Genomic DNA, 15,142 nt, shown 5'->3' on the forward strand with positions numbered 1-15,142 from the left:
AGCCTGCCGTCGGGGCACAAAAGGAGGGGCGACACTCCGCGAAGAGTGCCGCCCCCAGTCGCCTCGAACCGTGCAAACAGGCGTCAGGCCGCCTCGCTCAAATCCTCCTGGCCGTCGTGCGCCCTGTCATCGGCGTCCGACTCATCGTCGCCATCATCGCCGGGATCGACATCATCGACCTCGTCGATGAAGGTCGAGCGCAGCGCGATGGTCTCGGGCTTTTCGATGGCATCAAAGCGCATCGCATCCGGCAGCCAGGCCGCCGCCTTTTCGCGGACTTCGGCCTCGACGATCCCCTGCCCGTTGCAAAGCGCGGCGCAGGTTGCGGCAAGGTCGCCCTTCTTGGCATCCTTGTAGCGGCCGCGCAGGATCGGCCCGCCGATGTCCTCAAGCGCGTCGAGCATGACATCCTTTTTGACGCGGCCGAAGAAGTTTTCGGCCGTTGGGCGCCACCAATGCTCGACCTGAATGTCGAGCGCGCGACCAAGATGGTCATGGAACCCGTTGGACCGTCCGCCCTCGGCAACGTTCAGGCTCGGCTCCAGCGTGCGCGCGATCGAGAAGGCCACCCAACTGCCGCGTGCCTCGTCGTCGAGCGCACGAAAGGCGTCGAACCGCTCGGTCATGGTGTCGTGACCGGCCCAGCTCGTATCGAGACGCTGGCGTTGATCCTCGATGGTCTGCGACGCCATCGACCCTTCATCGCGGAAGCCGAAGATCGGGAATTGCGCACCGCTGGACTTCAGCGTCGAGTGGTTGCGAACGTAGTTCTGCTCGAAGACGACATTTTGCGCCAGCAGGAAGATGGTGAGGTCCAGCGCCAGCGCCGGATCACTGGCGATGTGGGCGACGAGGATCTGCCGGCGCTGGGTTGCAAGCTCGTCGATCAGCGTAGCGCTGAGTTTTGGTCCATGATCGATGTTGCCGGCGCCGTCGTCACCATTGCCACCCCCCGTCGCCTTGGGCGGAGCATTCGGATCGACAACGGGCTTCTCACTGAACATGCGGGTGTGAACGCGGGCTTCGCCATCACCGCCGATATAGACGAACGTCCCGATCTGCGCCCGGACTACCGGATCGATCTCGCGACGGGATTCCTCGATGCTTTCAAGCTCCCGTTCGATTTCGTCGAGACGATCGTTCGCGACCTCGGCTTCCGGCGTCCCCTCGGACAGTTCGCCTTCAAGCTGCTCGACGAGTTGGTCATTTTCGGCCGAAAGCGCTTCGACACGCGCGCTTTCCGCTTCGCTGAGCGGCCGCGCAGGCGCGTGAAACTCGTGGAGCTGACGCTCGAGATCATAGGGAACGTGGGTGGCCGCGATCGGCGTCACGAAGGCAAGGCCCTCGGCCTGCGCAAGTTCGGCTGCGGCCGCCTCCAGCTTTTTGCCGGCAAGATCTTCGAGAAGATCGACGTCGATCCAGTTCTCGTCCCCCTCGGCGGCAAAGAGATCACCTTCGATGCGGCCGCCTGCCGCGACATAGGCATCGCGACCGATGAACCGCGCCTTGGCATCGTTCGCCTTGATCGTGCCGTTGAGGATCGCACGCCGGATGTTGTCGGGCTGATCACCATAATAGGAGGTGCTCATCTGTGCGAAGACGCGAGCCTGACGATCGATGTCGCTCGTCACGGCATAGGCCTGGGCGACACCCAGTGTAATTTCGCCGGCGGCGAGAGCCTGGAACACGCTTGGTGCAAGCTCGGCAAGCCGCACCCGCTGCTCGACGAAGCGCGTGGTGACGCCCTGTCGCTTGGCAACGTCCTCGGCGGTCATTCCCTTCTGGATGAGGAAGTTGAACGCGGTACTTTCATCCGCCGGGTTCATCGGAACGCGCTGGAAGTTCTCGGTGAGGCTCGCTTCGACCGAGTTGTCGTTGTCGGTAAGGACGAGGACGGGCACGACATGGTCGACGGGCAGACTGCCCTGATCGATCAGGCTCTGGAGTGCGCGCAGCCGGCGCCCGCCCGCCTTGACGGTGAAATGGCCCGCTTTCTTGAGCGGGGTAACGATGAGATTCTGCAACAAGCCTTGCGTTGCGATGCTGGCGGCTAGGGCGTCGATACCGGCCTCACGGCTCGATTTACGGACATTGTCCTTCGACAGCGAGAGGTTCTTGACCTTCACGGACTGGATCATCTTTCGTCTCCATCTGGAACTGGCGCGCCGCCTCGACGGTCACGCGAGCCTGCTCATCAGGCCCACAAAGCCGAAGGCCCCCTCCCCTCTCCTGCGCTGGGCGCGGAGAGAGGACCTGGATCGTCAGGCAGCGATGCGCTCGATGACGGCAGCGGCATTCGCGACGGGAATGAACATCCGCGTCCTGTGCTGGATGATGTCGGTAAAACAGCCGGCCGCCTTGAGTTCGGCAAGCCGCGTGTGCGGCCAATCGAGCAGTTCGAGGCGCTGCTGGCCGGCGACCAAGCTGCGCTTGAGCCGGTAGGCTCCGACGGACGATATCTCGCCGCTGGTCATCACATGCTTTGCGGTATCGTCGCCTGACACGGTGATGGCGGCGTTGATCCCGAAGGCGTCCGCGAGCTTCGACACCAGCGGTGCAGGAACGATCCGGCCGAGGAAAGACTGACCGTCATCGGTGTTCAGGCGCCAAACCTGCACATGATCATCGGGCAAGCGATCCCAGACCGGCAGGAGCAAGCCAGCGACCAGATAGAGCGTGCTGGTGCGGGTCTTGTCCCGCATCTCCTCCACCTCGGCCTGCCACAGCGCCGAAAATTCCTCCTCGCTGGTCTCTTCCCACATTGTTTCCAGAAGCAAATCCTGCCGCATCCGCTCGGAACGGGTCGGCCGAACCAGCTCGTAGCGGCGAACGATCTCACCATCGTCATCGGTGAGCGAATAAGTGCTGCACCGGATCGCGGCCCTGCCGGACTTGCGATTGACGATCGGGCGCGAGTCGTCGCCGAGCATCCGCAACGCACGGTCGAGCGAGACCGGATTGTAGCGCTCCTCCGTTTCGAGGCGCAGAATCTCGGTTTCTGCGCCGCTGGTCTGGTCGCGCCGGATGACCGTGCGATCAAGAATCGTGATGCGTTCGGCATTGATGCTTTCAACGCCGAGATCGAGCGTGCCGGCTTCGCGCGCCGCTTCGATCCGGGCCTCGATCAGGCCGAGATATTCATCGAAGATCGCATTCTGCAACGCGATGCGCAGCGCGAGAATACGATTGAGCCAGCGCTGGATGGGCGGCAGCTCCTCCTTCAGCCCGCCGCCTTCGCCCTCGAGCTCAAGTCCGGTCAGGGTCTGGAATTCGCCAAGCGTGGTCGAGCGCAGCTTACCGTCGGCAAGCAGGCGGAACCATGTTTCGAGGGATTCCTTGGCATAGTCGCTTTCAAGGTTGTCACGCGGGTCGAACAGACCTTGGCCGCCTGTCTGACGCTGGCCCCGTGTCAGGGCACCAAGGCTATCGAGGCGGCGGGCAATCGTCGAGATGAAGCGCCGCTCGCCGCGGCAGTCGGTCGATACCGGACGGAACAGCGGCGCAGTTGCCTGATGCGTGCGATGGGTGCGGCCGAGACCCTGGATGGCCGCGTCAGCGCGCCAACCGGGTTCGAGCAGATAGTGGTTGCGGCGCGACTGGTTCTCGGCGGTAAGGCTGGCGTGATAGCTGCGTCCGGTGCCGCCTGCATCGGAGAAGATCAGGATCTTCTTCTCGTTCCGCATGAAGGCGTCGGTCTCGGCAAGGTTTGTTCGCGGCGAACGGCTCTCGATACGCTGGCGACCGTGCGCGTCGATGACGATGCGCCGGCTTCGTCCCGTCACCTCGGCGACGGCATCGGTCCCGAAATGCCCGATGATATGATCAAGGGCGGACCCCACGATCGGCAGGGAGCAGAACCGCTCGACGAGATTGTCGCGCATCTCAAGCGCTTCCTGACTGAAGACGGGACGCCCATCCTCGTCGGACATAGGCTCGGAGCGCGTCTTGCCGGTGTCGTCGACGAAGGTCTTCATCTGTCGGACGGGAAAGGCGGCCGTCAGATAGGACATGACGAACTCTTTGGGTGAAAGCTCAATGTCGAGATTCGCCCGGTCCTCGGCGTTCAGCGCGGCGAGAGCCCGGTTGAGCATCGCCTCGGACGTCGAGACGAGCTGGATCACGACGCTCTCGCCCCGGGCCAGATCCGCTCTGATCGCCGGGATCAGCGAGGGCAGCTTCATGCCGATCAGGATTTGGCCGAAAAACCGCTGCTTGGTGGATTCGAAGATCGACAGCGCAGCGGCCTTCGCGCCGCTGTTGTAGGTGTCGTTGGAGAAACTGTCCGTCACCCGGGTGGCGTCGAGCGCGGTGCGTAAATTGGCGTGGATGATCGCCCACGCATCGGCATAGGCGTCATAGACCTCGACCTGATCGGGCGTCAGGCGATGTTCGAGGATGTCATATTCGACACCGGCGAAACTGAGCGCCCTGGCGACATAGAGGCCCTGCATCTTCAGGTCGCGGGCGATCAATTCCATCGCCGCGATCCCGCCGCGCCGCAAACTGTCGACGAATGCGCGCCGATCGGCGAAGGCGGTGGTCGGACCCCACAGGCCAAGCCGGGTGGCATAAGCGAGATTGTTGACGTCCGACGCGCCGGTTGCCGACCCGTACAGGACGCGGGCGCGAGGCAGCAGGTTCTGCAGGCGCACGCCGGCGATGCCTTGATCGGAGCCGTCCTTGGTGCCGAAACGGCCTTCGCCGCCGGCGACACCCGCCATTTCGTGCGCCTCGTCGAACACCATCATGCCGTCGAAATCATCGCCGACCCAGTCGAGGATCTGCTGAAGGCGAGTACCCTTGTCCCCCCGGTTGGAGCGGAGCGTCGCATAAGTGAGGAAGAGCACACCCTCGGCCGCACCGATCGGCGTGCCCAGCTTCCACTGATTGAGATGCTGGATGTCGAGCGCGAGACCGCCGACCGCGGTCCAGTCGCGACGTGCGTCCTCCAGCAGTGTCTCGGTCTTAGATATCCAGATGTGCTTGCGGCGCCCGCGTAGCCACTGGTCGAGGATGATGGCGGCAACCTGACGGCCCTTGCCGGCACCCGTGCCGTCGCCAAGGAAGAATCCGGTCCGGTAAGGGCGACCGTTCTGGTCCGGCGTGAGCGACAACCCTTCCTCGGCCGCCTTGAACAGACCGGAGATGTCGCGCTCGAAAGCGTCACCGGCGTAGATCAGGGTTTCGAGCTGAGCGTCGGACAGCACCCGGGTGTCGACTACACTGGCCGGCAGCTTCGGAACGTAAGACGGCCGCGGTGCCGTAATCGAGCCCATGGCGATCGATTCCACCAGAGCGGTCGGATGCGCGGATGCACAGGGAATGGCGATCCGGCTTGGCCGATACGGCAGGTACACCCCCACCGCCTCACCGGTCGGTACGGGTGCAGCAAAGACGGTGTAGCCGATATCAAGCGCATTGAGAGATTGGGCGGTCGTCGCGATCGGGGCCGAAAGCCGGGGTCTGCTCGAGAGACCGCCGAGCAGGGATGCGCGCGCACGGGTTGGTGCAAGGCGCGCTGGGGAGAGTCTCGGGGTTTCCGTAACGCTGGCCGCGGAAGCGCTGATCGTCGCGAGCGCTTCGGCGAGTGAGTTGCACCGAACGATGGCGACGTCATCCTGGACGCCTTTTTCCAGAACGATGAGCTTCACGATCTGGCTGGTGCCGTGTTTGGCATAGGCATTGGCGGGCAGTTCGACGTGGAGCGTGATCGCACAGCCGTCGGTCGCCTTCGCCCAGGCGCGGCTCGATCTATCCACGCGATCGGGAAGGATAGCGGCGCAGCGCCCCCCGGCATCAAGCCGTTTCAGGGCGGCGCGCAAGTGGCGGAACGCGGCAAGCGGGTCGGCATGTCGACCGATGCTGCGAGAAAAGGGCGGGTTGATGAGCACTGCGGTCGGCCGGATCGACAGCGGCAGCAGATCGTGGATGAGTTCGCCATCGTGGCGACTGACCGGTGCGGTGGGGAATGCTGCCTGGAGCATGTCGGCACGCGCGGGATCGATCTCGTTGAGAACAAGCTTGGCGCCAGCGCGTGCGGCGAAAACGGCGAGGAGCCCGGTGCCGGCGGAGGGCTCCAGGACGGTATCGGCTGTGGTGATGCGGACGGCGAGTGCGGTAAGGTAGCCAATCGCGGCCGGTGTCGAAAATTGCTGGAGCGCGATCTGTTCTTCGCTGCGCACAGTATGCGTCGGGAGGGATGCGGTGAGCGCGCTCAGGGCCGCAAGGCACTCGGTGGGCTCTTGCGACAGGTCAAGCGTGGCGAGGTGCAGAACCTGGGCCAGCTCCAGAACATCATAGGCATCGCGGAGTGACCAATGCCCGTCAGCAGCAGTTGAACCATAGGCGGTTTCCATCGCCCGGAGCAGGCCAGGCCGGTCCACGCTGTCGCCTTTGCGCAGCAGGGCATAGATCGCGTTTGCGGCGGTAATGGATGGTTCGGTGAAATCGAGTTCGAGAGCAGCGGCTGAGGTGCGCATTGTAGGCCTCCATCTTATCGTCCGGTGCCCATCACCGGATCAACAAGCCGGAGGCCTCCTCTCCTCTCTTCAGTGGGCGTGTGTCTGGATCACGGTGCGAGGAACGGCGTTCCGGGCAAGCCGATCGCGCAGAGCATCGTTCCAATCGTCATGCTCGGATGGGAGCCACTCCTCGACCCTTCGCCCGTTGGCGCTGAGGTGCTCCCCTGCCCTCGTCAGGCAGATCTTCGCCGCCTTGTTTCGCTGACCAAACACGATGACGCGCTTCACATGGGACGGTATGCCGACGTGAGCATAGCGCTCGGCACCAAGCACAGCCCAAACCGGCAATTGGAACCAGTCGATGGCGGACAGGGCATCTTCGATCCCCTCGGCGATCCCCAGAACGTCATCCGGGTCACCAAACCGCACGCTGCCCGAACCGAGCAGACCCAGCGCCAGCTTGGGCTTGCGGAAGGGGCGCCGCAAAATGTCCGTGGGATCGAGGAAGGTCCGGTGGACCGCGACCAGGCCCAGCTCATTTCTCACTGCTGCGATCATTGCGGGAAGGCTGCGCCGATCCTTCCCCTTCCCTATGATCGTCTGTGGGTTGAAGCGAAGGTCAGGCGTCGGCGCATAAAGGCCCCGAGCATGAAGATAGGCTTCAGCCGGTGTGCCGGCGATGGGGATACTGTGCTGCCATAATGACCTGGCCAAACCGCTCAGATCGCGTGAGGGCGCACGCGGTACGACTTGGACCGGCTCTCGATCGTGCAAACCCTGACGATCGAGAGCCTTGAGGACATCGGTCGACGCGCATCCCCCGAAGCATTTGAACAGGATCGCCTTGGTGCCGAGGCGGACCGAAAGACTGGGGGAATGATCGTCATGGGCGGGGCAGCGGCACTCGCCGCGCGATCCTGACCAGCGTCCGCCCAGGCTCTCGACGATCTGCTTGGCGCGAACCGCTGCGTCGATGGTGACTGACATAAGCGAAATTCCTATCGAAGATTTAGGCTCGCTCCGCGCATGCCCCCTCCCCTCTGGCCCGATCGGCGCTGCCTCCTACGACCTATGCCACCTTTGCCGCGAGCACACCGAACTCTTCGACGATCCGGTCGGTCGTGTAGTGGGTGGTGCCATCGCGCTCGTAAGAGGTGTCACGGAGCCGCCCGGCAATCCTCACGAGATCGCCAACCTGGGCCTTCTCATCGATATATTTCCGCTGGCCATCGCTGAAAATGACGACGCGGTTCCAGTAGCTGTCCTCGATCCACTGGTCGCCCTCTCCGCGGCGGCGATAGTTCGCGCACACCGAGATGCTCGTGACCTTGGGCTTGGCGTCGATCTCGCCGATCCGTCCGATGATCTCGAATTTGGCAAAATTGATCATGCGACCTCCTCACTGCGTCTGCCCAGCGGCGACGAGCGGTGATTCAGCTGCTGTCGGGTCGCCGAGGATCTCGTCGCTGGGCGGATCTGCCAAGGATCGAGACCGGGATGCTATCGTGGAACATCGGTGTCGCGGTATCCCCCCAGCTAGGGGGGGAATCGGTTATGCTGTCCGACCTGAAGGGGTGAGCGAATCGCCTGCTTGGTCTTTTAGAATCATTCTAAAACAACGCCGCTGCTCGCAGCGGAAGGATTCATGATTCTAAGTGATTCAGATTCTGTGCCGAAAACGTCTGCAATTTCAATGATCTGTCGCGTTTATCCTGACCGCACGGGGGATTTTGCCTGACCCGGCGGGGGCGTCAACCTGACCGGTCGGGGGCAGATAGCTGACCTGTTGGGGCTATCCTGACCGATTGGGGGCGATCGCTTTTGGCGGCCTCGCGCCTCGGAATGGTGTCATTCTGCGGCGTTTATAGAGCGTGGGCGAGCCGAAAACGAAGAGAACGCGAATCGCATTGCGACTCGGCAGGATCCCGGTGCTTTTGCGGGAGTGCCATACGGTTCTAACCTGACCGGATGGGGGCGACAAAAGAGTTTCAGCCTGCCCTGACTTGACGAGCGAGGACAGGTCAGGCAGCAATTAGGGGAATCTGCCCAATATGCTTTCGGCCTATATGACATGGAACATGCGGAAAATCTAAGCGCGGATGCAGCGCAAGAGGCGGAGGCCGATTCGGCGCCGGGCCGTGCCATGAGAGTCGCGGCGGCTTTGCAGGCGAAGGGTGGCGAAGAATTCGCCAAACCCGGCAGCATCGTTGAGATCAAATTCGTGAAAGGCCAGTCGCTCAGCCTGACGGCGTCGCGATTGCTCGCGTTGATGATTCTGACCGCTGGCGGCGATGCCTGGCAAGATCGGCCGCATCGCATGCGCAAGGCCGATATTCGCCGCGGTCACAAGGGTAATGAACGTATCTCCGACATGTTGGAGGAACTTCACCGGACCTTGTTTGCGATCGACGACCGGTCCTGGCGAGGCAAGAAAGCTACGCTGCGTTTTTCGCTGATCTCGTCGTCTCGCGAAGAGGCGGAAGATACAGACGGCGCGGATGCGGGTTGGATCGAATGGGAGTTTACGCCTGATGCGCGCAAGCTCATCCAGGAATCCGAGAGCTATGCCGTTCTTAATAGGCAGGCGGTGCTGGGCTTCCGATCGAGCTATGCGCTCAAACTCTACGAGATTGGATCGCTGCGGCTCCATCGTCGCCAGTCGACCTGGAAGGGCGATATGGCAGCGCTGCGTGCAGCGCTGGGCATATCGCCAGAGGTGTACAAGGATTTCGCGCAACTCCGTCGCAAGGTGCTCGAGAAGGCAAAGGCTGAGATTGATCAGCTCGCTCACTTCCGAGTCGAGTGGAAGGAGATACGACAGGGCCGAACGGTGACCGAGATCGAGTTCCGTTTTGAGCCGAAGGATGCGCCAGCGCAGATCGCGACCGTCGATGAGATTGAGCGGCACTCGACGGGACGCAAGGCACGCCGGGAAGGGGCAGTAGAGACGGTCGCCGACACGGTGGAAGTGGGATCGGTCGTGAAGGCTGCCATCGGCGCGCTTATCGCGCCGGAGAAGAGTTCGGAAGTCGTCTTTCCGCAAGGGACGATCCGATTCAACGCGGAAGGGTTGGCCGCGATTGCCCGTTCGCATGGGGGCGGATGGGACATCGATCTCATCGCCGACGCCTATCGCCAGCAGATGGGCGACCGTCTGGCGAAGCTCAAGGGCGCGAAGCTGACGAGTTCTTGGACAGGCTTTTGCGAGAGTTTCGTTGCGCGGAGGGGGCGCCCCTAGCGAAAATTGCACCGGTGCAATTTTCCGTCGCCCCCACCGAGTCAGGATAGACCCCCTCGATAAGCGGTGATTGGCGATATTCAGGCGATATGCCGACCACGATGCGTCGCGACTTTCGAAATTCCGCTTCTATTTGACGGAAAAGCGCAAGTAGCGCTACAGTACCCCGAGTTTCGCAAAGGGGCGCCCTGTGGCAGCATCACTAGACATCGACGACACCCACGATCTTCTATCGGTGGCCACGCTTGCCCAGCGAACGTCCTCGGTGCTGGAGCGGCTTCGCGATTCGGCGCGCAGCGCGCGCGCGGATGATCGCCGTGAGCCCACTTTCCCAATCGGAAAGGCGGCCGACCTGGTGGGGCGGACGCCTGCAGCGATCCGCGACGCAGAAAAGGACGGACGACTTCCGCCGCCGCCGCGAACCGAGAATAATCGCAGAGTGGGTTATACGCTCGCGCAGCTCAATGATATGCGGGGCCTGTTCGGCACAAGACCTTGGCGGGCAGCAGACGACCCGTGCTGTGTCGTTGCTGTCCAGAACTTTAAGGGAGGTGTCGGCAAATCAACGCTGTCGGTGCATCTTGCCCAGTATCTCGCCATCCAGGGCTATCGGGTCGCGTTGATCGACTGCGATAGCCAGGCCTCCGCGACGACGCTGTTCGGCTATGTGCCGGATCTCGACCTGACCGAGGACGACACGCTCTATCCGTTTCTCCGCCAGGAGGAAATGACCTCGCTCGACTATGCCCTGCGCAAAACGCATTTCGATGGCCTTGAACTAATCCCTGCCAATTTGCGGCTATTTCAGTCGGAATATGAGATCGCCGCCCGGATGGCGCGCGGGCAGGGGGGGCTTATCGATCGCCTCTCTCAAGGCATCGCGAGCATTGCTGATCGCTTCGATGTCATCGTCCTTGATCCGCCCCCAGCCCTTGGCGCCATATCCTTGTCGGTTTTGCGCGCGGCGAATGCTCTCGTTGTGCCCGTGCCTCCAACCGTCATGGACTTTTCTTCGACCGCGGCGTTTCTGGCGATGCTTGATGAGACCATCGAGACGCTGGCCGAACGCGGCTTTGCGCCAACTCTCAAATTCTTGCGCTTTGTTGCCTCGAAGGTCGACGAGAACAAGTCGATGCAGAAGGAACTGCTCAATCTGATGCGGACGTTGTTCGGTCACGCGATGGTACGTACGCCGCTTAAGGATTCTGCTGAGATCGACAATGCGACGGCTCGTCTGATGACGGTTTATGAGCTCGACGGCCCCGTCACAAGCAGTGCGGTGCGCAACCGCTGCCTCACTTATCTCGATGGCGTCAACGCTGAGCTGGAATTGGATATTCGCGCCATGTGGCCCAGCCATTTAGGCCGTTTGCGAAAGGAAGGTTTGGCATGAAACGCAAAAATTGCACCGGTGCAATTCCCGGTAGAGGGGCGGCATTATGAGCAGAAAGAATGCGAGTTTCGCGGCTGACTTAGCAGCCGGAATAAATCTGCCTGAAGATGGTGCGCCCGCCCCGCGTCGTCCCGGCCTTGGTTCGAATGTACTGACTGGAAGAGAGAACCGCTTGGCTGAATTGGCAGCGGGATCGGTTGTTAGCCGCACGCATGAACTGGTCGATCCCGCTCGATGCCGAATGTGGGCGGGGCACAACCGGGAATATGCGCTCCTCAACGAGGAGCGATGCGCCGATCTCATCGAAAGCATAAAGGCGCAGGGACGCCAGGAAATGCCGGCAATTGTCCGGCGGGTGCGCGGCGAATCGGACTTTGATTTCGAGGTGATTTGTGGCGCTCGGCGTCACTGGTCGATCAGCTGGCTGCGTAGCCATAATTACCCCGACTTCCGGTTCTTGGTCGACATCCGCGAACTGTCAGATGAAGAAGCATTCCGCATCGCGGATATCGAGAACAGGGCGCGCGAAGACCTTAGCGATCTGGAGCGGGCACGCGACTATCTCCGTGCGCTTGATGCCTATTATGAGGGCCGACAGAAGGTCATGGCCGAGCGGATCAATGTAACAGAAAGCTGGCTGAGCCGCTATCTTGATCTCGCCCGCCTTCCGGTGGAATTGATGGTCGCTTTTCCCAATCCGCAGGATTTGCGGATCAAGCACGTCACAACGATCAAGCCATTGTTGAAGCCGGACGATCGTCGCCAACGCGTATTTGCTGAAGCGGCCGCGCTCAGTGCTCGATCGGGAGGGGAGGGCGCTCCCATGGCTGTGCCCGACATCGTCCGTGCATTGGCGCTGGCGGCCGACCCCCCCAAAAGGTCAGGATCCCCCAAGAAGTCAGGAATGGCGCAGGTTGTATCCAGCGAGACCGGGAAAGCCGTGCTTCGTATCGAGGGCACTGATCGCAAGGGAATTCGCCTGACACTTCTCAATAGGGGTGGGGCCTCTCGTGAGGATGCCGAGAAAGCCATTCGCGAGGTGCTTGACGCCCACTGGGCCTGAAGTGGGCCGACGCAAGAACGGGAGGCGTGACATCGAGCGGTCCGCCCCGCTGCAACTCAATCAGTGGTGGTGAGCCGAGACATCGATACCGAGGCCAGCTAGCATCGAATCGAGTTCGGCCATTTCACGATCAAACTCTGCGAGCGCGGGTACAAAATCTGGGAGCGCCTGGGGCGGGGCAGGGGGGCGCCCTACCGGACGGACACCAAACCCGAAGGCGATAGCCAGATCGCGCGTCATGTAGGTTCGCCAGGCCTGACGACCGCTCACTTCCACTAGAAGGTCCAGCTCTGCCGCGCGAGAAAGCAGCTTGCCGGCACCGGAGATCGTCAGGTCCAATCGCCGGGCAAGCATGCGAGGACTGACGACGGGGACAAACTGGACAAGGCTGAGCAAATCCAGGAGTTTGCCAGGACGGTGCGCGCCATGGAGGGCTGCGGCGGCGCGTAAACGGTCTTCCTCGAGCGCCTGGAGCCTCACCAGCCCCTCTTCCGCCCGATCGGTAAGCGACCGGAGGTTACGCAGGACGATGGCCTGCGTGTCGCGCGGCGAGAGGCGAAGCGCCTTGTCGCCAATGGTCAGGCACGGCAGCACGGTCTGGGTTATCTTCATCGATCGCAGGAGCCCGGGGACGGCAAGCCACGGCGTGATCGTGCTGTCTGCGCGGGAGCGCCTGGCCGTAATCTCAAGCGCGCGGAGGAGGGCTGGCCGCTGGCTCCAATCTTCTGGGATGTCCGTTGAGATCGCGAGCTCGTCTCGCCAATAACGGGATTCGCGCTGGGCCAATTGCCGCTGCCAAATCGGAAGCGCATCACGATCGTCCAGATTGGTCGGCATCGGCGGGCGGCCGGGCAGATTGACGGCGCATTCCCGGCCGAAAATATCAATTTCGTCAATCTCGGCGCCCTGCACCTGCAGCGCCGTGGAATAGCCCGTCCAGGTGGCGCGTCGCTGCCATGGCGCTGCGGCAGGACTGGCAGAAACACGGGCATCGAGACGGCCTATCGCCGCTGCCGCCCGTTCCAGACGGGCGACGAGCCTGGAAGTCCAGATTGGCTCTGACAGGTCTGGGATGGCAGCAGGCATGACGTTAAACATATCCCCAAAGTAGCCTTAGCGTCTATCATGCTGTTGCTCCTTAAATATGGACCTATGATAATTGCACTTATCACATAAGCGGAATTGACACTTCCTTATAACGTGACGTACAAGCGCCGCCGAGGAGCGTGGCGCATCATGGGCACCGAAACCGCCCTGGAAGGGCCGAAAACCGCTGTAGCGGCGGCTGAAGCGGCCCTGCCGGCCGTCAGGACGCCGGCCGACGTCGCCTGGACGATCATGCAGAGGCGCGCCGGCGCGCGCATCACCGTCAACGAGGCGTTGATCGCCGCCTACCAAGCCGCGTCCTCGCCCCACAGCATCCGCGCGTTGAAGTCTGACGTCGAGGCGTTCGACGCCTGGTGCCGGCGCACCAGTCGGATGGCGCTGCCGGCATCAGCGGAAACGGTCGCCGACTATCTCGACGCGCGGGCCGGGGAAGGGAGCCGACCCGCGTCGCTATCGCGCTACAAGGCGTCGATCGCCAAGATCCACCAGCTGCTGGATCTCAAAGACCCTACCCAGGTTCAGCTGGTCAAACTGCGCTTGCGGGGCATCCGGCGGGAGAAGGGGGTGGCGCAGGCGCAGGCGCGGCCGCTCAGGTTCAAAGGTCCGGTCAAAGACGTCGAGCGGGACCAGCCGCGCGGGCTCAACATCCGTGCGCTGCTCGAGGCGTGCGGCGACGATCTGCCGGACTTACGCGATCGCGCTCTCCTCTCCACAGCCTATGACACTGGCCTGCGCGCCTCCGAGCTGGTGGCCGTGTGCGTGGAGCATATTGTCGACGCGCTCGATCCTGAGGCGCGGCTGCTCGAAATCCCGCGCAGCAAGGCGGACCAGGACGGGGAGGGGGCAACAGCCTTTTTGTCGACGCGCTCGGTGCGCGCTATTGCCGCCTGGCAGGCGGCGTCGGGGATCGAGAGAGGGCCGCTGTTCCGGCGCGTGCAAGTGCGGCGCTACAAAGCGCGCAAGACGCTGCCCAAGCGTGCTGTACCGGCGCGGGTGGAGTTTGACGTGGGGGAGGGAACGCTCCATCCTGGCTCAATTGGACCGATCTGGCGGGCAATGATCCGAAAGGCCTTTGAGCGAGGCGCCTTGATGGATTTGACGATCGACGATGTGGCGCGGCTACTCAAGGGAGTCAGCGCACATTCGACGAGGGTAGGGTTGACGCAGGACATGTTCGTGAGTGGCGAGGATCTCGCCGGCATCATGGACGCGGGGCGGTGGAAATCGCCGCGAATGCCGCTCAGCTACAATCGAAATCTCGCGGCTGAGCAAGGGGCTGCCGGGAGGCTGATGGCGAAGATTGGGTAAAATTCCATTATGTCGGCGAGGGTATCGGCGGGCAGATTTGTCGTCGCTCTCGAGCGAGGGCCTCGCAATATTCGCGCGATATGGCTTCAAGGCATATGTAGCGACGCAATGAAGCGGGGCTGCTTTGTTAGCCCAGGGAGCTAGTTTCGACAAACTGGTCGCTAGCCAGCTTCCGCAGGGCCAGGAGCCATCGACCGATGATCGCTGCCGCATCGTGACTGGATTCAACGGTGGGGGTGCCGTACATGCCAGAGCGCTGTCAAACTCCGCCGTGGCACGTTCCATGCGCGCGGCCATGTTCCTGAGTGCACAGCTGATAGTGCCAATCAGCCGGTCGTTCTCCGAAAATTCGATTACGGCAAAGCAGGCGATGGGCAGAACGTCGCTATAGTCGGCCGAAATTACAGGATGAACTTTCTATCTCGGTATCGAGATCGTGTTCCTTATCATCGCCAGCCACTTGGAACGATCGCAATGACTGGGCCTAGGATTTTAGCTGGATAATCGGCGGCGCGCTCAGGATATTGAGACGGGCCGTCGCTAGAACCAGATGTTCGAAACCTGAAACGAGA

Annotated in this window: 9 protein-coding genes; 4 read left to right on the top strand and 5 right to left on the bottom strand. The window is 62.2% G+C overall.

Annotated features, from left to right (window positions below; genetic code table 11):
- Nucleotides 1-83: 83 nt before the first annotated feature.
- From ACODSR_RS13555 to ACODSR_RS13570, 4 genes are all read right to left on the bottom strand, one after another.
- Complete coding sequence (locus ACODSR_RS13555; protein ID WP_489055960.1) at nt 84-2,138, bottom strand: ParB/RepB/Spo0J family partition protein; 2,055 nt, start codon at nt 2,136-2,138, stop codon at nt 84-86.
- A 123-nt stretch (nt 2,139-2,261) separates the two neighbouring features.
- Complete coding sequence (locus tag ACODSR_RS13560; protein WP_489055959.1) at nt 2,262-6,479, bottom strand: strawberry notch-like NTP hydrolase domain-containing protein; 4,218 nt, start codon at nt 6,477-6,479, stop codon at nt 2,262-2,264.
- Nucleotides 6,480-6,548: 69 nt separating this feature from the next.
- Complete coding sequence (locus tag ACODSR_RS13565; protein WP_489055958.1) at nt 6,549-7,448, bottom strand: DUF7146 domain-containing protein; 900 nt, start codon at nt 7,446-7,448, stop codon at nt 6,549-6,551.
- 82 nt (nt 7,449-7,530) lie between these two features.
- Complete coding sequence (locus ACODSR_RS13570; RefSeq protein WP_489055957.1) at nt 7,531-7,851, bottom strand: single-stranded DNA-binding protein; 321 nt, start codon at nt 7,849-7,851, stop codon at nt 7,531-7,533.
- Nucleotides 7,852-8,604: 753 nt separating this feature from the next.
- Between ACODSR_RS13570 and ACODSR_RS13575 the strand changes: the two genes are divergently transcribed.
- The 3 genes from ACODSR_RS13575 to ACODSR_RS13585 all read left to right on the top strand — a co-directional run bounded on the left by ACODSR_RS13575 (nt 8,605) and on the right by ACODSR_RS13585 (nt 12,155).
- Entirely contained in the window at nt 8,605-9,699 is a 1,095-nt protein-coding gene (locus ACODSR_RS13575) for a replication initiation protein (RefSeq protein ID WP_489055964.1), read from the top strand.
- A gap of 190 nt (nt 9,700-9,889) precedes the next feature.
- Entirely contained in the window at nt 9,890-11,092 is a 1,203-nt protein-coding gene (locus ACODSR_RS13580; protein ID WP_024020679.1) for an AAA family ATPase, read from the top strand.
- Nucleotides 11,093-11,138: 46 nt separating this feature from the next.
- Entirely contained in the window at nt 11,139-12,155 is a 1,017-nt protein-coding gene (locus ACODSR_RS13585; protein ID WP_024020678.1) for a ParB/RepB/Spo0J family partition protein, read from the top strand.
- Between the two features lie 60 nt (nt 12,156-12,215).
- Here the strand turns inward: ACODSR_RS13585 and ACODSR_RS13590 are convergent, their stop codons facing one another.
- A complete protein-coding gene (locus tag ACODSR_RS13590) occupies nt 12,216-13,253 on the bottom strand; it encodes a hypothetical protein (protein ID WP_489055956.1) in 1,038 nt (345 codons plus the stop codon).
- A gap of 138 nt (nt 13,254-13,391) precedes the next feature.
- On the opposite strand from ACODSR_RS13590, the gene ACODSR_RS13595 reads away from it, so the two are divergent.
- A complete protein-coding gene (locus ACODSR_RS13595) occupies nt 13,392-14,570 on the top strand; it encodes a site-specific integrase (protein WP_489077243.1) in 1,179 nt (392 codons plus the stop codon).
- Nucleotides 14,571-15,142 lie beyond the last annotated feature (572 nt).

This window comes from Sphingobium sp. FG125 (genome assembly GCF_057809795.1).

What these genes read in the sequence shown, in the direction of transcription:
- ACODSR_RS13555 (WP_489055960.1), bottom strand. Translation starts at nt 2,138, where the DNA reads ATGATCCAGTCCGTGAAGGTCAAGAACCTCTCGCTGTCGAAGGACAAT.
- ACODSR_RS13560 (WP_489055959.1), bottom strand. Translation starts at nt 6,479, where the DNA reads ATGCGCACCTCAGCCGCTGCTCTCGAACTCGATTTCACCGAACCATCC.
- ACODSR_RS13565 (WP_489055958.1), bottom strand. Translation starts at nt 7,448, where the DNA reads ATGTCAGTCACCATCGACGCAGCGGTTCGCGCCAAGCAGATCGTCGAG.
- ACODSR_RS13570 (WP_489055957.1), bottom strand. Translation starts at nt 7,851, where the DNA reads ATGATCAATTTTGCCAAATTCGAGATCATCGGACGGATCGGCGAGATC.
- ACODSR_RS13575 (WP_489055964.1), top strand. Translation starts at nt 8,605, where the DNA reads ATGAGAGTCGCGGCGGCTTTGCAGGCGAAGGGTGGCGAAGAATTCGCC.
- ACODSR_RS13585 (WP_024020678.1), top strand. Translation starts at nt 11,139, where the DNA reads ATGAGCAGAAAGAATGCGAGTTTCGCGGCTGACTTAGCAGCCGGAATA.
- ACODSR_RS13590 (WP_489055956.1), bottom strand. Translation starts at nt 13,253, where the DNA reads ATGTTTAACGTCATGCCTGCTGCCATCCCAGACCTGTCAGAGCCAATC.
- ACODSR_RS13595 (WP_489077243.1), top strand. Translation starts at nt 13,392, where the DNA reads ATGGGCACCGAAACCGCCCTGGAAGGGCCGAAAACCGCTGTAGCGGCG.